17 protein-coding genes are annotated in these 17,764 nt (G+C 64.9%); 10 read left to right on the top strand and 7 right to left on the bottom strand.

What is annotated here, in order from left to right; translation table 11 throughout:
* Positions 1–80: 80 nt before the first annotated feature.
* On the bottom strand, positions 81–1,100 hold the full coding sequence (locus CLM60_RS00365; RefSeq protein ID WP_095587282.1) for a sugar ABC transporter substrate-binding protein: 1,020 nt from the start codon (positions 1,098–1,100) through the stop codon (positions 81–83).
* Positions 1,101–1,250: 150 nt separating this feature from the next.
* Between CLM60_RS00365 and CLM60_RS00370 the strand changes: the two genes are divergently transcribed.
* Positions 1,251–2,450 carry an ROK family transcriptional regulator gene (locus tag CLM60_RS00370; RefSeq protein WP_095587283.1) on the top strand — a complete coding sequence of 400 codons (1,200 nt, stop codon included), beginning with the start codon at positions 1,251–1,253 and terminating at the stop codon, positions 2,448–2,450.
* Here CLM60_RS00370 and CLM60_RS00375 read toward each other — a convergent pair whose 3' ends face one another.
* Both CLM60_RS00375 and rpe read right to left on the bottom strand, forming a co-directional pair.
* Entirely contained in the window at positions 2,451–6,056 is a 3,606-nt protein-coding gene (locus tag CLM60_RS00375) for a hydantoinase B/oxoprolinase family protein (RefSeq protein ID WP_095587395.1), read from the bottom strand.
* Between the two features lie 75 nt (positions 6,057–6,131).
* Positions 6,132–6,833, bottom strand: coding sequence for a ribulose-phosphate 3-epimerase (rpe, locus tag CLM60_RS00380; RefSeq protein WP_095587284.1), 702 nt, complete (start codon positions 6,831–6,833; stop codon positions 6,132–6,134).
* Between the two features lie 158 nt (positions 6,834–6,991).
* Between rpe and CLM60_RS00385 the strand changes: the two genes are divergently transcribed.
* From CLM60_RS00385 to CLM60_RS00395, 3 genes are all read left to right on the top strand, one after another.
* Positions 6,992–8,131: a capsular polysaccharide export protein, LipB/KpsS family gene (locus tag CLM60_RS00385; RefSeq protein ID WP_245848080.1), complete on the top strand. Its 1,140-nt coding sequence runs from the start codon at positions 6,992–6,994 to the stop codon at positions 8,129–8,131.
* A 79-nt stretch (positions 8,132–8,210) separates the two neighbouring features.
* Positions 8,211–9,233, top strand: coding sequence for an aspartate-semialdehyde dehydrogenase (locus CLM60_RS00390; protein WP_095587285.1), 1,023 nt, complete (start codon positions 8,211–8,213; stop codon positions 9,231–9,233).
* Between the two features lie 370 nt (positions 9,234–9,603).
* Positions 9,604–9,795: a hypothetical protein gene (locus tag CLM60_RS00395; protein ID WP_095587286.1), complete on the top strand. Its 192-nt coding sequence runs from the start codon at positions 9,604–9,606 to the stop codon at positions 9,793–9,795.
* Positions 9,796–9,853: 58 nt separating this feature from the next.
* Here CLM60_RS00395 and CLM60_RS00400 read toward each other — a convergent pair whose 3' ends face one another.
* On the bottom strand, positions 9,854–10,504 hold the full coding sequence (locus CLM60_RS00400) for a carbonic anhydrase (RefSeq protein ID WP_095587287.1): 651 nt from the start codon (positions 10,502–10,504) through the stop codon (positions 9,854–9,856).
* A 161-nt stretch (positions 10,505–10,665) separates the two neighbouring features.
* Here CLM60_RS00400 and CLM60_RS00405 point away from each other — a divergent pair, with 161 nt between their 5' ends.
* The 3 genes from CLM60_RS00405 to CLM60_RS00415 all read left to right on the top strand — a co-directional run bounded on the left by CLM60_RS00405 (position 10,666) and on the right by CLM60_RS00415 (position 13,332).
* Entirely contained in the window at positions 10,666–11,046 is a 381-nt protein-coding gene (locus tag CLM60_RS00405) for a hypothetical protein (protein WP_095587288.1), read from the top strand.
* A gap of 67 nt (positions 11,047–11,113) precedes the next feature.
* The gene (locus tag CLM60_RS00410) at positions 11,114–12,496 is read left to right on the top strand and encodes a leucyl aminopeptidase family protein (RefSeq protein WP_095587289.1); all 1,383 of its coding nucleotides are present in this window, start codon (positions 11,114–11,116) and stop codon (positions 12,494–12,496) included.
* Complete coding sequence (locus tag CLM60_RS00415; protein ID WP_095587290.1) at positions 12,493–13,332, top strand: C40 family peptidase; 840 nt, start codon at positions 12,493–12,495, stop codon at positions 13,330–13,332. Before CLM60_RS00410 ends, CLM60_RS00415 begins: the two co-directional genes overlap by 4 nt.
* On the opposite strand, the gene CLM60_RS00420 is transcribed toward CLM60_RS00415, so the two are convergent.
* The 3 genes from CLM60_RS00420 to CLM60_RS20795 form a co-directional block, all read right to left on the bottom strand.
* On the bottom strand, positions 13,329–13,673 hold the full coding sequence (locus CLM60_RS00420; RefSeq protein WP_176473746.1) for a DUF2794 domain-containing protein: 345 nt from the start codon (positions 13,671–13,673) through the stop codon (positions 13,329–13,331). The genes CLM60_RS00415 and CLM60_RS00420 overlap by 4 nt on opposite strands.
* A 245-nt stretch (positions 13,674–13,918) precedes the next feature.
* Entirely contained in the window at positions 13,919–14,527 is a 609-nt protein-coding gene (locus CLM60_RS00425; protein WP_095587292.1) for a TetR/AcrR family transcriptional regulator, read from the bottom strand.
* A gap of 80 nt (positions 14,528–14,607) precedes the next feature.
* Complete coding sequence (locus CLM60_RS20795; RefSeq protein WP_176473747.1) at positions 14,608–14,751, bottom strand: hypothetical protein; 144 nt, start codon at positions 14,749–14,751, stop codon at positions 14,608–14,610.
* Positions 14,752–14,906: 155 nt separating this feature from the next.
* Here CLM60_RS20795 and mbfA point away from each other — a divergent pair, with 155 nt between their 5' ends.
* From mbfA to fghA, 3 genes are read left to right on the top strand one after another with little or no spacing between them, the layout of a single operon-like run.
* The gene (gene mbfA / locus CLM60_RS00430) at positions 14,907–15,884 is read left to right on the top strand and encodes an iron exporter MbfA (protein ID WP_095587293.1); all 978 of its coding nucleotides are present in this window, start codon (positions 14,907–14,909) and stop codon (positions 15,882–15,884) included.
* Between the two features lie 54 nt (positions 15,885–15,938).
* The gene (locus CLM60_RS00435) at positions 15,939–16,868 is read left to right on the top strand and encodes an AEC family transporter (RefSeq protein ID WP_095587294.1); all 930 of its coding nucleotides are present in this window, start codon (positions 15,939–15,941) and stop codon (positions 16,866–16,868) included.
* Positions 16,869–16,925: 57 nt separating this feature from the next.
* Positions 16,926–17,756 carry an S-formylglutathione hydrolase gene (gene fghA, locus CLM60_RS00440; RefSeq protein WP_095587295.1) on the top strand — a complete coding sequence of 277 codons (831 nt, stop codon included), beginning with the start codon at positions 16,926–16,928 and terminating at the stop codon, positions 17,754–17,756.
* Positions 17,757–17,764: the final 8 nt, after the last annotated feature.

Below are 17,764 nucleotides of genomic sequence, written 5' to 3' on the forward strand. Positions count from 1 at the left end.
CCTGTCCGGTGGGCGGTGTCCGGGGGCAGGGGGCGGCACGGGGCCGCCCCCACCCGAAAGATGGTGTCAGGCGGGGCGGCTCAGCCCCAGCACAGTTCCGCGCCCTTGGCCGAATCCAGGCTTTCGATCCCGTCGGCGGGCGCGTCGGTGATCAGGGCGACGCCGGTGTCGAAGAAATCCTTGCCCTCGGTCGCCTGGGGCTTGGTGCCGTCACTGGCCCAGGCGGCGATCGCCTCGATCCCTTTCGAGGCCATCAGCAGCGGATATTGCTGCGACGTGGCGCCGATCACCCCATCGGCCACGTTCTGCACGCCGGGGCAGCCTCCATCGACCGACACGATCAGCACATCGTTTTCCCGGCCCACGGATTTCAGCGCCTCGAACGCACCGGCGGCCGCCGGTTCGTTGATCGTATAGACGACATTGATGAAGGGGTCGGTCGCCAGCAGGTTCTCCATCGCCTTGCGGCCGCCTTCCTCGTTGCCCTGGGTCACGTCATGGCCGACGATGCGGGGATCGGTCTCGTCCCCCCATTTGTCGGGATCGCCCAGATCGATGCCGAAACCCTGCAGGAAGCCCTGATCGCGCAGGACGCCCACGGTCGGCTGGCTGACATCCAGGTCCAGCATCGCGATCTTTGCATCCGCCGCCGCATCGCCAAGCGAGGCCGCAGCCCATTGGCCGATCAGCTCGCCCGCCAGGAAATTGTCGGTGGCAAAGGTCATGTCGGCGGCATCGATCGGGTCCAGCGGCGTGTCCAGCGCGATGACCAGGATACCGGCATCGCGTGCCTGCTGCACAACCGGCACGATCCCCGAGGTGTCGGATGCGGTCAGCAATATGCCCTTGGCCCCGTTGGCGATGCAGGTTTCAATCGCCGCGACCTGGCTTTCATTGTCGCCATCGACCTTGCCGGCATAGCTGTTCAGGGTGATGCCCAACTCTTCGGCCTTGGCGGTCGCCCCCTCGCGCATCTTGACGAAGAACGGGTTGGTGTCGGTCTTGGTGATGATGCAGGCGGAAACGCCATGCCCTTCGGCGAAGGCGCCCCCGCTCATCGCGGCCAGCGCCAGCGCACTGCCAAGCAGCAGTTTTGTCATTCTATCCTCCCTGGTTTGCCACCGTTCCTCGCAGTGGCGATGGCTTTAGGAGGCGCGATTCACCAGATCATGTCAATAAATAAATAAACTTGATTTATTAATTTGCGGCGCCCTTAAATGGGCCGGACCGACCGACAACCGGAATGGGGCATGACAACGGGACAGCTCAGCATATTGCATAGCGGCGTCAACCAAAGCGGGGTGCGGGCGCATAACGAACGGCTGCTGTTGTCGACGCTGCACCGTCATGGCGCCCTGCCGGGCAGCGCGATTGCGCGCCAGACGGGATTGTCGCCGCAGACCGTATCCGTGATCCTGCGCAAGCTCGAGGCTGACGGGCTGGTCTGCCGGGGCGAGCGAATGCGCGGCAAGGTGGGCAAGCCGTCGGTGCCGATGGCGCTGTGTCCCGATGGGGTCCTGTCCTATGGGCTGAAGATCGGGCGGCGCAGTGCCGATCTGGTGCTGATGGATCTGAGCGGATCGGTCCGACGCCATATGAGCATCCAGTACCCCTATCCCGTGCCGGATCAGGTCACCGCTTTCCTGCGCGATGCGTTCGCCCGGATCAGTGCCGACCTGACCCCGCAGGAACAGGCGCGGATCTGCGGCATCGGGGTGGCCCGCCCGTTCGAGCTGTGGCGCTGGCACGAAATCGTCGGCGCCCCGCAAGAGGCGCTGAATGTCTGGAAACGGGTCGAGATCCCGGCCTTGCTGGCCGATCTGACCGATCTGCCGGTGTTCGAGCTGAACGATGCCACCGCCGCCTGCCGGGCCGAGCATATGTTCGGCAGCGGTAAGCGGTTTGGCGATTACGCCTATTTCTTTCTGGGGGCCTTTATCGGGGGCGGCGTCGTGCTGAACCATGACGTGTTCGAAGGCAATCGTGGCAACGCGGGTGCCATGGGGCCGATGCTGGTGGCAGGCGACGGGGGGCGCAAACGGCAATTGCTGGAGGTCGCCTCGTTCCACGTTCTGGAACAGGAGCTTGCCGCCGCCGGGCTGGACCCGGCACAGCTGTGGCGCCAGCCGCAGGATTGGTCAGGCATCGCGCCCCAGGTCGATCGCTGGGCGGACCGCACGATTCAGGCGCTGGCCCATGCCGGTCTGTCCGTCTGCGCCGTCATCGATTTCGAGGCGATCGTGATCGACGGCGCCATGCCCGCCACGCTGCGCCGCCGGTTGGTCGATGGCGTGCGCGCGGCGCTTTCCCGGCTGGACGCGCGCGGGCTGATCGTACCGCAGGTGGCCGAGGGCAGCATTGGCGCCGACGCGCGCGCCATCGGTGCGGCCTGTGCCCCGATCATCGCGCAGTTTCTGCTGAACGCGCATTTCGGCTTTGCCGAGGCCTGATCAGCCCTCGGGGCCGAACCCGCCACCGCCCGGTGTCTCCATCAGGAAGATGTCCCCGGCGGCCATATCAGCGGCATCGTTTCCGGCCAACTCGTCAACCCGCCCGTCGGCCCGGATGACCGCGTTGCGCCCGCAGGCGCCATTGCCGCCCCCCGCCGCCCCCTGTGGCGGCACCACCCGGTGCGAGCTGAGGACCGTGGCCGTCGCCGGTTCCAGAAACCGCAGTTTCCGCCGGATACCGTTGCCGCCCGTGTGACGGCCCCCGCCAACCGATCCGCGCCGGATCGAAAACTCCTCGACCCGCACCGGAAAGCGCCATTCCAGAACCTCGGGATCGGTCATCAGCGTGTTGGTCATGTGCGAATGCACCGCATCGGTCCCGTCGAAATCGGGCCCCGCGCCGGTGCCGCCGCAGATGGTCTCGTAATTCTGATAGCTGTCGTTGCCATAGACGAAATTGTTCATCGTCCCCTGCGACCCCGCGATCACCCCCAGCGCGCCGAACAGCGTGTCGGCAATGGCCTGGCTGACCTCGGTATTGCCGGCGATCACGGCGGCCGGATAGCGCGGGTTGATCATCGACCCGTCCGGCACCCGGATCGTCAGGGGTTTCAGGCACCCCTCGTTCATCGGGATATCGGCGCCCACCAGCGTGCGGAAGACATAGAGCACAACCGCGTGGCAGATCGACAGCGGCGCGTTGTAGTTGCCCTTGTCCTGATCGCTGGTGCCGGTGAAATCGATCAGCGCGGTGCGGGCATCGCGGTCCACGGTGATTTCCACCGCGATCTGCTGACCGCTGTCCAGCGCATAGGTGTTGCGCCCGTCGCGCAGCACACCCAGCACGCGGCGCACGCTCTCCTCGGCATTGTCCTGGACGTGCCGCATATAGGCCTGCACCGCGTCCAGCCCGAACTGCGCCACCATCTTGCGGACCTCACGCGCGCCGGTTTCGTTCGCGGCGATCTGCGCGGCCAGATCGGCCATGTTGTCGTCGATATTGCGACAGGGATAGGGGCCAGAGCCCAGCAGCGCACGGGTTTCCGCGGCCCGGAAGTGCCCCCGATCGACCAGCTTGAAATTATCGATCACCACGCCTTCTTCGTCGATATGCGTGCTGTCGGGCGGGGCCGAGCCGGGCGTGCGCCCGCCGATATCCGCGTGATGCCCGCGCGAGCCGACGAAGAACAGGATTTCATCCCCGGCATCGTCGAAGACCGGGGTGATGACCGTCACATCGGGCAGATGCGTGCCGCCATTGAACGGTGCGTTCAGCATGAAGACATCGCCCTTGGCGATCCGGCCCGCGTTTTCGCGGATCACGGTGCGCACCGCGTCCCCCATCGAGCCCAGATGCACCGGCACATGCGGCGCGTTCGCCACCAGCCCGCCGGTCGGATCGAACAGTGCGCAGGAGAAATCCAGCCGCTCCTTGATATTCACCGAATAGGCGGTGTTGGCCAGCGTCGCGCCCATCTGTTCGGCGATCGACATGAACAGGTTATTGAAAACCTCAAGCAGGATCGGATCGGCCTCGGTCCCGATGGCGTGTGCCGTCGGGCGTGGGGTCACACGCTCCAGCACCAGATTGCCCAGCCGGTCCACGCCCGCGCCCCAGCCCGGTTCGACGATGACGGTGCCCGTGGCCTCGGTGATAATGGCCGGGCCGGTGATCTTTTGGCCGGGTTTCAGCGCCGCGCGCCGGTAAAGCGGCGTGTCATGGGCCGCGCCCGCGCTGTGCATGGGCACATGGGCCACGGGGGTGGCGGTGTCGGTCATGGCCGGGATTTCGGTTTCGGCGACCGCATCGGCGGTGCCCACGGCCTCGACCAGCAGCGTGTCAATCAGCACATCGCGGGCGGGGTCGGCAAAACCGTAAAGCGCCTGATGCGCGGCATCGAAATCGCGGCGCATGGTATCGGCATCGGCCAGCGGCACGACCAGAACCTGATGCGAGCCGCTATAGCGCAACTGCGCCTGACGGATCGTGTCCACCGCCTCGGGCGCGACGCCCTGGCCTGTGACCTCGGCCCGTGCTTCGGCCGCCAGGCTGTCCAGCCGACGCGCCGCGCGGGCGGCGCTGTCACCGTCCAGCATGGCGTTGAACTGTTCTTGCCGCAGCGCGCGAATCTCGGCCAGACCCATGCCATAGGCCGACAGGACCCCTGCGAACGGGTGCAAGAACACCCGCCCCATCCCCAGCGCATCGGCCACCAGACAGGCATGCTGCCCGCCCGCGCCGCCGAAACAGTTCAGCGTGTAGTCCGTCACGTCATAACCGCGTTCGACCGAGACCTTCTTGATCGCGCGGGCCATGTTTTCGACCGCGATGCGCAAGAACCCCTCGGCCACCTCTTCCACCGGCAGGGGGGCGGCGGCGGTGTCGTCGGCAATCTGTGCCGCCAGCGCCGCGAATTTCGTGCGTACGGTGTCCACATCCAGCGGCTGATCGGCATCGGGGCCGAAGACATGCGGGAAATGATCGGGGTGCAGCTTGCCCAGCAGAACATTGCAATCGGTGACTGTCAGCGGCCCGCCCCGGCGGTAACAGGCGGGGCCGGGATTGGCGCCCGCGCTTTCGGGGCCGACCTGAAACCGGTTGTCGCGGAATTGCAGGATCGAGCCGCCCCCCGCCGCAACCGTGTGGATGTTCATCATCGGCGCGCGCAGGCGGATGCCCGCGACCTCGGTCTCGAAATTGCGCTCGTACTGTCCGGCATAGTGGCAGACATCGGTCGATGTGCCGCCCATGTCGAACCCGATCAGCCGGTCCAGCCCCACCTGACCGGCGGTCTTGACCATGCCCACAACGCCGCCCGCGGGGCCGGACAGGATCGCATCCTTGCCCTGAAACAGCGCGGCATCGGTCAGCCCGCCATTCGACTGCATGAACATCAGCCGCTTGCCGTCATCGGCCCCTGCCGTCAGCGCATCGCGCACCTGCTCGACATAGCGGCGCAGGATCGGGCTGAGATAGGCATCGACCACGGTCGTGTCCCCGCGCCCGACCAGCTTCATCAGCGGGCTGGTGGCGTGGCTGGTCGAGATTTGCGTGAACCCGATATCGGCCGCGATTTCAGCGGCGCGTTGTTCATGGGCGGGCGATTTATAGCTGTGCATGAACGCGATGGCGACAGAGCGGATGCCATCATCGAACGCCGCCTGCAACGCTTTGCGCGTCGCGCCCTCGTCCAGCGGGGTCAGGACGGCGCCGCTGGCATCCAGCCGCTCGGGGATTTCGGCCACGCGTTCATACAGCATCTGCGGCAGTTGGATATGCAGATCGAAAAGGCGCGGGCGGTTCTGATAGCCGATGCGCAGCAGGTCGCCCAACCCTTGGGTGATCAGCAGAAGCGTGCGGTCGCCCTTACGCTCCAGCAGCGCGTTGGTGGCGACGGTCGTGCCCATCTTGACCGCGTCGATCGTCTGCGGCGGGATCGGGTCATCCGGCCTTAGCCCCAGCAACTCGCGAATGCCCTGCACCGCGGCATCGGCATAGCGTTCGGGGTTTTCCGAGAGCAGTTTATGCGTGTGCAGCCCGCCATCCGGATCGCGCGCGACGATGTCGGTAAATGTCCCGCCCCGGTCGATCCAGAATTGCCACATCGCGTCTGCCCCCATTCCTGCCGCGGGCGACTATGGGGTATTTCGCGGGCCATGGAAACCCAAGGCCCCGGGGCGTCAGGCCATCGTGCCCAGAACGCCCTCGGCCGCCGCGCGGATCGCGCGGATATTGGCGCCATAGGGGGCCGGGTCGCTGACCGAGCCGCCCTTGAACACCGCCGAGCCCGCGACCAGCACATCGGCGCCCGCCGCCGCCATCAGCGGCGCGGTTTCGGGCGTGATGCCGCCGTCGATCTCGATATGAACCGGACGGTCGCCAATCATCGCGCGCAGGCGTTTCACCTTGTCGATCTGGCTGTGAATGAATTTCTGCCCGCCGAAGCCGGGGTTCACGGTCATGACGCAGATCAGGTCGACCATGTCGATCAGGTATTCCACATCCTCGATCCCCGTACCGGGGTTCAGCGCCAGACCGGCCTTGCAGCCTGCGCCGCGAATGGCCTGCAACGTGCGGTGGATGTGCGGTCCCGCTTCCAGATGCGCGGTCAGGATATCGGCGCCCGCTTCGGCATAGGCGTCGATATAGGGATCGACCGGTGCGATCATCAGATGCACGTCCATCACCGTTTTCACATGCGGGCGAAAGGCTTTGACGGCGGGCGGGCCAAAGGTCAGGTTCGGCACGAAATGCCCGTCCATCACATCGACATGGACCCAATCGGCGCCCTGGGCCTCGATGGCCTGAATCTCGGCCCCGAAGTTGGCGAAATCGGCGGACAGGATCGACGGGGCGATCTTGATGGTGCGGTCAAAGCTCATGTCGGTGCCTTTCTGCCAGCGGCGTGTTTGGGCGTTCTCTTGCCCGATTTGCGCGGCAGGCGCCACGTTAAAATGCCCGGCCCGCCCGCGAAACCGCCGGTTTGCAGATGGCCGCGCGGGCCGCTAGGGTGGCGGCGTTTCCGAGCCCGGAGGGGTTGATGCCCATGATCGCCTATCTCGCCGAATGGACGCGCAAGAAGGATACGCTGTTTGCCTCGCTGGCCGAGGCGGCGGGTGGGGGCGTGCGCCTGCGGGCCATCGGGTTGTCTCTGCGCGGGTATCCCGAAAGCGATGCGCGTGCGCGTGCTGCGCTGGCGGTGGCCAAGCGCCAGCCACGCGGGGCGCTGGGCAAATGGTTGAAATACTGGCTGATCCGGCTGCAGTACAATTGGGCGCGGCGCTATTTCACCCGCCATCCCGACCGGATCGCGGTGTGCTGGAACGGGCTGACGGGGTCGCGCCGGGCCTTTATGGCCGGGGCGCAGGACGCGGGCGCGGCGCGGCTTTTTGCCGAACTCGCGCCCTTTCCCGGCCGCGCCACGCTGGACCCCGAGGGGGTCAATGCCCAGAATTCCCTGCCGCGCGAGGGGGCGTTCTATCGCGGCTGGGCCGAGGGGCAGGGCGGTGTCGATGATAGCTGGCGCGGGCTGGGCGCGAACCTGACCGCGCGCGCCTCGCGCCGCGCCGATGTGGGGCAAGCGGGGGCCGAGGCGCTGGCGGATGCGGGCAATTTCCTGTTCGTGCCGTTGCAGGTGCCCAATGACAGCCAGATCACCCTGTTTGCGGGCTGGGTGCAATCGGTGCAGGGGATGGTGAGCGCGCTGGCCGAGGCCGCGCAGGCGCTGCCCGACGGCTGGCATATCCGGATCAAGGAGCACCCGTCGGCTCGCACATCCCTGGCCGACGCGCTGGCCGACGCGCTGGAACGCGGCGGCGGTCGGCTGGTCGTCGACAATCAGACCGACACGTTCGAACAGGTCCGCGCCAGCGGCGGGGTGATCACAATCAACTCGTCCGTGGGGCTTCAGGCGTTCTTCCATGACCGCCCGGTGATCGTGCTGGGACAGGCATTCTTTGCCATCGATGGGCTGGTGCATGTGGCGCCCGATTCCGACAGCCTGAAGGCGTTGCTGGCCGCACCCGAAACGCTGCAATTCGATGCCGATCTGCGCGCCGATTTCATGACATTTCTTGATCGTACCTATTACCCGCGCATATCGACCGACCCGCAGGGCAATGTTTCACTGGATCCGGGCGATGCACAGGCCAAGATCGCGCAGGCAACAGCCGTGAAATAAGGGCTCTCGGGGCTTTTCCCCGCGCGCCCTTTCCTATATGGCTCCGCGCCAGTCATCAGACTCACGAAGGAGGTCCGAAATGGGCTATAAAGTCGTCGTCGCGGGCGCCACGGGCAATGTGGGCCGCGAAATGCTGAACATCCTGGCCGAGCGCCAGTTCCCGGTGGACGAGGTTGCCGCACTGGCATCGCGCCGCTCGCTGGGGACCGAGGTGAGCTTCGGCGACAAGACCCTGACCACCCAGGACCTGGACACCTTCGATTTCACCGGCTGGGACATCGCGCTGTTCGCCGTCGGCTCGGACGCGACCAAGACCTATGCGCCCAAAGCGGCCAAGGCCGGTTGCGTGGTGATCGATAACAGCTCGCTTTACCGCTATGACCCCGATGTGCCGCTGATCGTGCCCGAAGTGAACGCCGACGCGATCGAGGGTTATGCCAAGAAGAACATCATCGCCAACCCCAACTGCTCGACCGCGCAGATGGTGGTGGCGCTGAAGCCGCTTCATGACCGGGCCAAGATCAAGCGCGTTGTGGTCAGCACCTATCAATCCGTTTCGGGCTCGGGGAAAGAGGCCATCGACGAGCTGTGGAACCAGACCAAGGGCATGTATGTCCCGGGGCAGGAGGTCGATCCGTCCGTCTATACCAAGCAGATCGCCTTCAACGTCATTCCGCATATCGACGTTTTCTTGGACGATGGCTCGACCAAGGAAGAATGGAAGATGGTGGCCGAGACCAAGAAGATCGTCGATCCGTCGATCAAGGTCACCGCAACCTGCGTGCGCGTGCCGGTCTTTGTAGGCCATTCGGAATCGATCAATATCGAGTTCGAGGATTTCCTGGACGAGGACGAGGCCCGCGACATCCTGCGCGAGGCGCCGGGCATCATGGTCGTCGACAAGCGCGAGGATGGCGGCTACGTCACCCCGGTCGAATGTGTGGGCGATTTCGCCACCTTCATCAGCCGCATCCGCCAGGACAGCACGATTGAAAACGGTCTGAACCTGTGGTGCGTCAGTGACAACCTGCGCAAGGGCGCGGCGCTGAACGCGGTACAGATCGCCGAGGTTCTGGGCCAGCGGGTTCTGAAAAAGGGCTGATCGCTGCCATCAAGTGATTGAAAGGAAAGGGGCTTCGGCCCCTTTTCGTTTTTCGGCCCGCGGGTGATTCGCGCCCTGATACCCGCGTCATTTCGCAATTGCTGACAGTTTCTGTTCGGTTTGGGCGATTGTCGCCGGGGACTCAAAAATCCGCGTTGGGTGGCCATGAGAATATGAGTCCAAATCAGCACATTACCGGAATTTCACGCACGACCCCCTTCAATCATGTCGGAAATAAGGCAAGCTTATCTTGTCGGCATTCGTCTGACCAATCAGGCAGATGGCGGACGCAAAGACAGGGCGATCCGGGCGCCGGGTGTCTTTGCGGAACAGGCAGGAAATATCAGGCGCTCGGACGGGTAGGGGCAGTATGGATTATGTCAGCATGGCGCGGATCGGGCGTCTGGTTGCGATTGGAAAGATCTGCGTGATCAGGCCCAATCTGGACCGGTCGCTTTGGCTGCAAGACGACGGGGACGGTGACGACGCGAAAGCGGGAACGCCGCGCCTGGTGTCGCATAACACGGACCTGCCGTTCTTCCCCGATATGATCCCGGCCTAGCGACGGCACGGGGCACCTGATCCGGGCGTCGATGCCGGACAGGTGCCGTTTGGGTGCCTCAGACCGGGACGAAGTGGTTCGACGCGACGTCGAAAACTTCCAGCTCGCCGTCGCGAATGTCGAACCACGCGCCGTGAAGCGCCAGGGTTTCCGCCTTCACGGCCTCGGCGACAAACGGGAAGGTCATCAGGTTTTCCAGCGAAATCTTGATCGCTTCCTTTTCCAGCATGCGCAGGCGCTTGGCTTCGTTTTCTTCCGGCGCAAGGCGCTCATAACCCGGACGCAGCATGTCCATCCACCGCCCGACATACGAGGTCTTCTCCTCCAGCTCGGGCGCGGTGCCGGCACACATGTCATGGCAGCCCTTCACGCCACCGCAATTGGAATGGCCCAGCACCAGCAGGTTCGACACCTTGAGCGCGGTCACCGCGTATTCGATCGCGGCCGATGTGCCGTGATGGTCGCCATCGGGGGCGTGCGGCGGCACCAGGTTGGCGATGTTGCGATGGATGAAGAACTCGCCCTGTTCGGCGCCGAAGATGGATGTGACATGCACACGGCTGTCGCAACAGGCGATCACCATCGCGCGGGGGCGCTGACCCTCTTCGGCCAGGCGCCGATACCAGGATTTGTTTTCGCTGAAGGCCGTTGCCTTCCACCCGTGAAAGCGTTGCAGCAGATAAGTTGGCAGTGGTCGCGCGTGGTCCATCCCGTCTCCTAATCGTAAGCCGTCATTTCGTGCAGCGACATCTATTAGAGCGCATTTGGCGGGAATTCGAGTTTTATCTTTCGTCGGCGCAACGATTTCTTGAGGAAACCCGACAAACATGTAGAAGGTTGGGCCGGGGTGAAGTGTGTGAGGGTGTGGGCATGACCAGTGTCATCGATTTGTGGCGCGACGAACCGTTGCGGTTCGATCCGGAGCGTCTGGCCGATATGTATATCGAACTGGGCGAGGCGCAGGCGCAGGATGCCGTGGAGCGGATGCTGCACGATCTGGATTTCACATTGCGGCGGATCAAGGGGCTGCGCCGGGCGGAACGGTATGGCTGTCTGTCCCGCTCGTGCGAGCGGATTTCCGACATCGCCACGGAACTGGGCCTGTCCAGCCTGGCCCGCGTGACCCGTGATGTGGCGATCACCGCCGCCTGCGGTGACGAAACGGCGCTGTCGGCGACGATGTCGCGGTTGGAGCGTGTGGCGAACCGTTCGCTGAAAATCGTTTCCGGTCTGCACGACATGTCGGGCTGATCGGCGCTTGCGGCGGGCGCCGCAGCGATTACTGTGGGACCCGTCGGAAAAGCAGTCGAGGTCCCGTATGCCCCCCAAATTCGCCGCCGCCGATGCGGAATCGATCCCCGTCCACGTGGTCGGGGCCGACGGTCTGCAACCTTTCCTGGATGGGCTGGACCCGTCGGCGCGGACCTGGCTGGAGGCAACCGGGTTCCGTGGCGATCTGGGACAGGTGCAGCCGATCCCCGGGGCCGATGGTGCGCTGGGGGCCGTTGCCGCCGGGTTTGGCACGCCCCAGACCCGCGCCCGCGGCCGGTTCCATCTGGCGCAGGCGGCGCAGGGGCTTCCCGCAGGCACCTATCACCTGCAGAGCGACCTGACCGGCGACGAACTGACGGCCGAGGCGCTGGGCTGGCTGCTGGCGGGCTATCGGTTCGACCGCTACAAGCCCGCCAATGGCAAGGATGTGCGGCTGAAACCACCGGCCGGTGTCGATGCCGCCCGGCTGGAAGCTATCGCGCAGGGCGAATGCCTGACCCGCGATCTGATCAACACGCCCGCCGCCGATATGGGCCCACAGGCGCTGGAACAGGCCGCGCGCGATCTGGCCGCGCGGTTCGGCGCGGATATCGATGTCTGCACCGGCGACGCGCTGCTGGACCGCAACTTTCCCATGATACACGCCGTCGGGCGCGCCGCCGCGCAGGCCCCGCGCCTGATCGACATGCGCTGGGGTGGCAGCGGCCCGCGCCTGACGCTGGTGGGCAAGGGGGTGTGTTTCGATACGGGCGGGCTGAACCTGAAGCCCGGCGCGTCGATGGGGCTGATGAAAAAGGACATGGGCGGTGCGGCCACCGTTCTGGGTCTGGCGCAGATGATCATGGCGCTGGATCTGCCGGTGCGGCTCAGGGTGCTGATCCCGGCGGTGGAAAACAGTGTCTCGGCCACCTCGTTCCGGCCGCAGGACATCCTGACCTCGCGCAAGGGCCTGACGGTCGAGGTCAACAATACCGATGCCGAGGGGCGGCTGGTGCTGGCCGATGCGCTGGCGCTGGCGGATGAGGAACCCGCCGACCTGATCGTGTCGATGGCGACGCTGACCGGTGCCGCGCGGGTGGCTGTCGGCCCCGACATCGCGCCGTTTTACACCGATCAGGACGGGGTTGCCGCCGCGCTGGGTGCCGCCGCCGCGCAGGTTGCCGATCCGGTCTGGCGGATGCCGTTTCACGCGCCCTATGAGAAGATGATCGAGCCGGGCATCGCCGATCTGGACAATGCCCCCTCGGGCGGGTTCGCGGGGTCGATCACCGCCGCGCTGTTCCTGCGCCGCTTTGTCGACAACCCGGCCTATGCGCATTTCGACATCTATGGCTGGCAACCTGCCGCCGCTCCGGCCCGCCCCAAGGGCGGCGTGGGGCAGGGCGCGCGGGCGCTGTTGCAGGCGCTGCCGCAGGTATTGGCGCTATGACCGACACGCGCCTTTTGCCCAGCAACGGATCGGTCGCCGCGGAGGAGCTGCGCGGCACGGTCCAGGCCGAGCGTTTCGTTACCGGCGAGCAGATGCGCATCACAGCCCCCGTGGCCGATCTCTATTGCACGCTGCCAGCGGGGCGGCTTGACCGGCAACTGCTGTTCGGCGACGGGTTCCGGCTGTTGGAGCGATGCGGCGACTGGGCCTTTGGCCAGGCCGATCGCGGTGGCTATGTCGGCTATGTCCGCCAAGCGGCGTTGGGCAACTGGCTGGCGCCCGATCACGTTGTCAGCGCGCGCGCGACGCTGGTCTTCGACGCACCGGATTTCAAGACGCCGTCGCCCCTGACGATCCCGCTGGGCGCGCGTGTGGCCATCGCCGCGCAGCATGACGACCGGTTCAGCCAGACGCAGGACGGCCGGTTCATCCCCACCCGCCACCTGCGCCCGATTGCGCAGCCCGAAACCGATCCGGTGGCCGTGGCCGAACGGCTGTTGGGCACGCCTTACCTTTGGGGGGGGAACGGCGCGCAGGGGATCGACTGTTCGGGTGTCGCACAGGTGGCGCTTCTGGCCTGTGGCGTGGATTGCCCGGGCGACAGCGATCTGCAACTGGCGATGTTGCCGGGCGATCTGTCGGCGGGTACGCCGCCGCAACGGGGCGACCTGCTGTTCTGGAAAGGGCATGTCGCGCTGGTGGCGGGGCCGGATACGGTGCTGCACGCCAATGTCCATCACATGGCCGTTGCGGTCGAGCCGCTCGGCCCCTGTATCGACCGGATCGCGCAACAGGGCGACGGGCCGGTCACGGGCCACAAGCGCCTGACGCTCTAGTCGACGGCGCGGATCAGCTTTTTCTCAAGCACGCGCAGAACGGTTTTCAGATCCGCGCCGCGCTTCAGGATCTGACCGTCGATGCCGATCACCGCATATTGCCCCTGTTTCAGCCGCAGCTTGGGACGCTTTTCGATGCGATAGAGCGGGTTTTCCGCCGTGCGCCGGAACACCGAAAAGACCGCAACGTCGCGCAGGCACGAGATGCCGTAATCCCGCCACTCGCCCGCGGCGACCATCCGGCCATACAGCGTCAGGATCACGCCCAGTTCACGGCGGTCAAAGCTGACTTGTTCGGGAACGGCTTGCCCGGTGACGGGCGGGAAATGTTGCAGCGTCATGATCAAAGCCTGAACCGGATCGCGCATCAAATCAAGCGGCGCCCCAATTTTGCCGGGAAATGACCCGCAGAAATTCCCAAGTTGACCCTGCGTCCGCCCGGATTCGCGGCGAATGTCATTCCATAGCGAGAAGACGCTAGCCCGGTGTCGCGGATTACAGCCCCCACCCAGCCCGTGACACCGGGATCTCTTCACAAGAAAAACCCCCGTTTCCGGACGGGGGTTCTTTCTTTGGTGATGGTCGCTCAGGTGCCGTAGCGGGCCATGAACATGTCGACCGCCGCTTTCAGGATGGTGTCGAGCTCTTCTTCGGAAAACTCTGTCTGGACGCAGCACATCATCATCGGAAAGATGCGCGCCTTGCACATTTCCGCAAACAGGTCCGCCGCCAGAAGCGGATCGTCGATATCCAGCAGCCCGTCGTCATTGGCCTTGGTCAGATAGTCGCACAGATGCCGGCGTACCAGACCGGGACCGGACTCGTAAAACCGCCGCCCCAGATCCGGGAAGCGCATGGATTCCGATGCGCACATCCGCACCACGTTCTTGCCCATGTCCGAGGTCATAAACCGGATGATCTGCCGCCCCGCGCCGTAAAGCACGTCGCGCGGCTTGGCGTCGGCTGGCAGCTCGCTGACATAGTTTTCCGCCTGGCGCAGGCATTCGCATTGCGCAACCTCGACGAACAGCAGCCGCTTGTCGGGAAAATAGCTGTAAAGCGTTGCCTTGGATACGCCGGCTGTCCGGGCGATATCGTCAACGCTGGCCCCTTCGAACCCGTCCTTCATGAAGACATCGCGTGCCCCCGCAAGCACTTGTTCGAATTTACGGCCCTTTCTGATCTGATTGTTCATGGAGTTGTGCAGATCCCCTTATGTGACGACTATAGACAGCTGGCTTTCCCAACGGCAAGCATCCTGCGGTGGATGGGCGCCTAATTGTCGGGTTTCGGCGTGCCGGGCGTCTGGACCGGCGGCACGTCGATGGTTGGCGGGAACAGGTCCATCGTGACAAAGGCGCTGGCCTGTGCGGCGGTCAGCACGGTCAGGGCAATGGCAAGCGCGGCGACGGGTTTCATGTGGGATCTCCAAATATGAACTATACGGTACAGTTCATATTTGGCTGTTGGGCGGATTCCGCAAGGGCAAAAGTGAACAAATCGGTTCACTTTTCCGGGGTTGAGCTTTGCGGTGGTGTGATTAAATTAGAACCATTCTAAACTAGGGGTGCCCCATGATACCCGGATTCAGCCAAAGACGGCGGTTCAACGACCTGAACGAACAAGAGATACTGGCGCTCGCGATCTCGTCCGAGGAGGACGACGCCCGGATCTATCGCACCTATGCCGAACAGTTGCGCGCCGATTTCCCCGATACCGCCAAGGTGTTCGAGGATATGGCCCAGGAAGAGGACGGCCATCGCCAACGGCTGATCGACCTGCACCGCCAGCGTTTCGGCCAGACGATCCCGCTGATCCGGCGCGAGCATGTGTCGGGCTTCTATACCCGGCGCCCGGTCTGGCTGATGCAGAACCTGGGGCTGGAGCGGATCCGCGACGAGGCCGAACAGATGGAGCGCGACGCCGAACGTTTCTATGTCGCCGCCGCCAAGCGCAGTACCGATGCCGCAACCCGCAAGCTGCTGGGCGATCTGGCCGCGGCTGAGGCCGGCCACAACGACCTGGCCGCGCATCTGATTCGGGATCATCTGGACGATGACGCGCGCGAGGCCGAGGACCGTTCGGCCCATCGCCGGTTCGTTCTGACCTGGGTGCAGCCGGGGCTGGCCGGTCTGATGGATGGATCGGTGTCGACCCTGGCGCCGATCTTTGCCACGGCCTTTGCGACACAGGATACATGGACCACATTCCTGGTCGGGCTTGCCGCGTCGGTGGGGGCCGGGATTTCCATGGGCTTTACCGAGGCCGCGTCGGATGACGGTCAGATCTCGGGGCGTGGCTCGCCGCTGAAACGTGGGATCGCATCGGGTGTCATGACGGCGGTCGGGGGGCTGGGCCATGCGCTGCCATATCTGATCCCGCATTTCTGGACCGCCACGATCATCGCCATGGTCGTCGTCTTCGTCGAGCTGTGGGCGATTGCCTGGATCCAGAAGAAATACATGGACACGCCCTTCCTGCGCGCCGCGATGCAGGTGGTGCTGGGCGGCGCGCTGGTCTTTGCCGCGGGCGTGCTGATCGGCAGCGGCTGACGAACCTGAAAGATCGCGCGTGCGCTGTCACCGCCGCTGTGCTACGGCGGTGACATGCTGGCTGTCTTTTTGAAAACCCTGCCGTTTTTCGCACTGATCGGGCTGGGGTTCTGGTCGGGCAAGACCAAGTTCTTCACCGCCGAGGCAACGGCCTATCTGACCAAGTTCGTGTTCTATTTCGCCCTGTCGGCGATGCTGTTCCGGTTTTCGGCCAACCTGTCGCTGGCCGAGGTTCTGGATTGGTCCTTTGTCGGGGCCTATCTGTCGGGGACGATCGTGGTGTACCTGCTGGCGACGCTGGTCGCGCTGATCCGTGGCATCGGGGTCGAGGAAGCCGCGGTCGAGGCGCAATGCGCCGTCATTGGCAACGTGGGTTTCCTGGGCATTCCGATGCTGGTGCTGCTGATGGGCGATGCCGCGATTGGCCCGGTCATGCTGGTGCTGGCGGTCGACCTGATCGTGTTTTCCAGCCTGATCGTCATCCTGATCACCGGCTCGCGCGATGGGCGCGTGTCGCTGCGGGTGCTGGGCACGGTCGCGGGCGGGCTGGTGCGCAACCCGATGATCGTGTCGATTGTCCTTGGGCTGGGCTGGTCGGCGCTGGGTTGGCCGATCCCGGCCCCGATGCAGGAATTTCTGAACATTCTGGGGGCCGCCGCCACGCCGGGCGCGTTGTTCGCCATTGGCGCGTCGCTGGCGGTCAGCCGCGCCGAACGGGTGGTGGTGCCGCTGTGGCTGTCATTTGCCAAGCTGGCGCTGCATCCCGCTGCCGTGGCCGTCGCGGCGCTGATGGTGTTTCCGGTCGAACCCTATGCCGCCAGCGTGATGATCGCCGCCGCCGCGCTGCCGGTGGCTGGCAATGTCTTCATCCTGGCGCAGCATTACGGTGTGGCGCCGCAGCGCGCCTCGGCCTCGATCCTGATTTCGACCGTGATCAGCGTCTTCACGATTTCGGCGGTGATTGCCTGGGTGGGCGGCGGCTGAAACTTGCGCCGCACCGGGTGGCGCGCTAGGCCTTGGACAATGACAGTGGAGGGTCGCATGGAAACCGTTTCGGAAAATCGCGCATTCGGCGGGGTGCAGGGGGTCTATACCCATGCCTCGGACGCTTGCGCCTGTGACATGACATTCGGGCTGTTCCTGCCCGAAGAGGCCGCCGAGGGGCCGGTGCCGGTCCTGTGGTACCTGTCGGGCCTGACCTGCACCCATGAAAACGCCATGACCAAGGCCGGCGCACAGGGCTGGGCGGCGGAACATGGCATAGCGCTGGTCTTTCCCGATACCTCGCCCCGGGGTGACGGTGTGGCGGATGACGAGGCCTATGACCTGGGCAAGGGCGCGGGGTTCTATGTGAATGCCACCCAGGACCCCTGGAAGCCGCATTTCCGCATGTGGGATTACATCGCCGACGAGCTGCCGCGCGTCCTGGCCGCCAATTTCGCCATCGACGAGGATCGCCAGGCCATCACCGGCCATTCCATGGGTGGGCACGGGGCGCTGACACTGGCGATGAACCTGCCCGGCCGTTTCGCCAGCGTGTCGGCCTTTTCGCCCATCGCCAACCCGACGCAATCGGATTGGGGCCGCAAGCAGCTGGGCGCCTATCTGGGTGCGGATGAAACCACCTGGGCGGCGCATGACGCCAGCCTTCTGATGCGCGAGACCGGGTTCGACGGCCCGGTTCTGATCGATCAGGGTAGCAAGGACCAGTTCCTGGACCTGCTGAAGCCCGAAGCCCTGGCCGAGGCCATCGCCGAACGCCGTCAGCCCGCGACCTTCCGGATGCAGGACGGCTATGACCATTCCTATTTCTTCGTGTCGACCTTCATGGAAGATCACGTCGATTTCCACGCAGCTGCGCTGTACCGCTGAAAACCATG

The organism is Actibacterium ureilyticum (assembly GCF_002285435.1).
GTDB classification, from domain to species: Bacteria; Pseudomonadota; Alphaproteobacteria; order Rhodobacterales; family Rhodobacteraceae; genus Actibacterium_C; species Actibacterium_C ureilyticum.

What these genes read in the sequence shown, in the direction of transcription:
- CLM60_RS00420 (WP_176473746.1), bottom strand. Translation starts at nt 13,673, where the DNA reads ATGACGCTGCAACATTTCCCGCCCGTCACCGGGCAAGCCGTTCCCGAA.
- CLM60_RS00385 (WP_245848080.1), top strand. Translation starts at nt 6,992, where the DNA reads ATGCCCATGATCGCCTATCTCGCCGAATGGACGCGCAAGAAGGATACG.
- CLM60_RS00365 (WP_095587282.1), bottom strand. Translation starts at nt 1,100, where the DNA reads ATGACAAAACTGCTGCTTGGCAGTGCGCTGGCGCTGGCCGCGATGAGC.
- CLM60_RS00435 (WP_095587294.1), top strand. Translation starts at nt 15,939, where the DNA reads ATGCTGGCTGTCTTTTTGAAAACCCTGCCGTTTTTCGCACTGATCGGG.
- fghA (WP_095587295.1), top strand. Translation starts at nt 16,926, where the DNA reads ATGGAAACCGTTTCGGAAAATCGCGCATTCGGCGGGGTGCAGGGGGTC.
- CLM60_RS00395 (WP_095587286.1), top strand. Translation starts at nt 9,604, where the DNA reads ATGGATTATGTCAGCATGGCGCGGATCGGGCGTCTGGTTGCGATTGGA.
- CLM60_RS00400 (WP_095587287.1), bottom strand. Translation starts at nt 10,504, where the DNA reads ATGGACCACGCGCGACCACTGCCAACTTATCTGCTGCAACGCTTTCAC.
- CLM60_RS00425 (WP_095587292.1), bottom strand. Translation starts at nt 14,527, where the DNA reads ATGAACAATCAGATCAGAAAGGGCCGTAAATTCGAACAAGTGCTTGCG.
- CLM60_RS00375 (WP_095587395.1), bottom strand. Translation starts at nt 6,056, where the DNA reads ATGTGGCAATTCTGGATCGACCGGGGCGGGACATTTACCGACATCGTC.
- CLM60_RS00405 (WP_095587288.1), top strand. Translation starts at nt 10,666, where the DNA reads ATGACCAGTGTCATCGATTTGTGGCGCGACGAACCGTTGCGGTTCGAT.
- mbfA (WP_095587293.1), top strand. Translation starts at nt 14,907, where the DNA reads ATGATACCCGGATTCAGCCAAAGACGGCGGTTCAACGACCTGAACGAA.
- CLM60_RS00390 (WP_095587285.1), top strand. Translation starts at nt 8,211, where the DNA reads ATGGGCTATAAAGTCGTCGTCGCGGGCGCCACGGGCAATGTGGGCCGC.
- CLM60_RS00415 (WP_095587290.1), top strand. Translation starts at nt 12,493, where the DNA reads ATGACCGACACGCGCCTTTTGCCCAGCAACGGATCGGTCGCCGCGGAG.
- rpe (WP_095587284.1), bottom strand. Translation starts at nt 6,833, where the DNA reads ATGAGCTTTGACCGCACCATCAAGATCGCCCCGTCGATCCTGTCCGCC.
- CLM60_RS00410 (WP_095587289.1), top strand. Translation starts at nt 11,114, where the DNA reads ATGCCCCCCAAATTCGCCGCCGCCGATGCGGAATCGATCCCCGTCCAC.
- CLM60_RS20795 (WP_176473747.1), bottom strand. Translation starts at nt 14,751, where the DNA reads ATGAAACCCGTCGCCGCGCTTGCCATTGCCCTGACCGTGCTGACCGCC.
- CLM60_RS00370 (WP_095587283.1), top strand. Translation starts at nt 1,251, where the DNA reads ATGACAACGGGACAGCTCAGCATATTGCATAGCGGCGTCAACCAAAGC.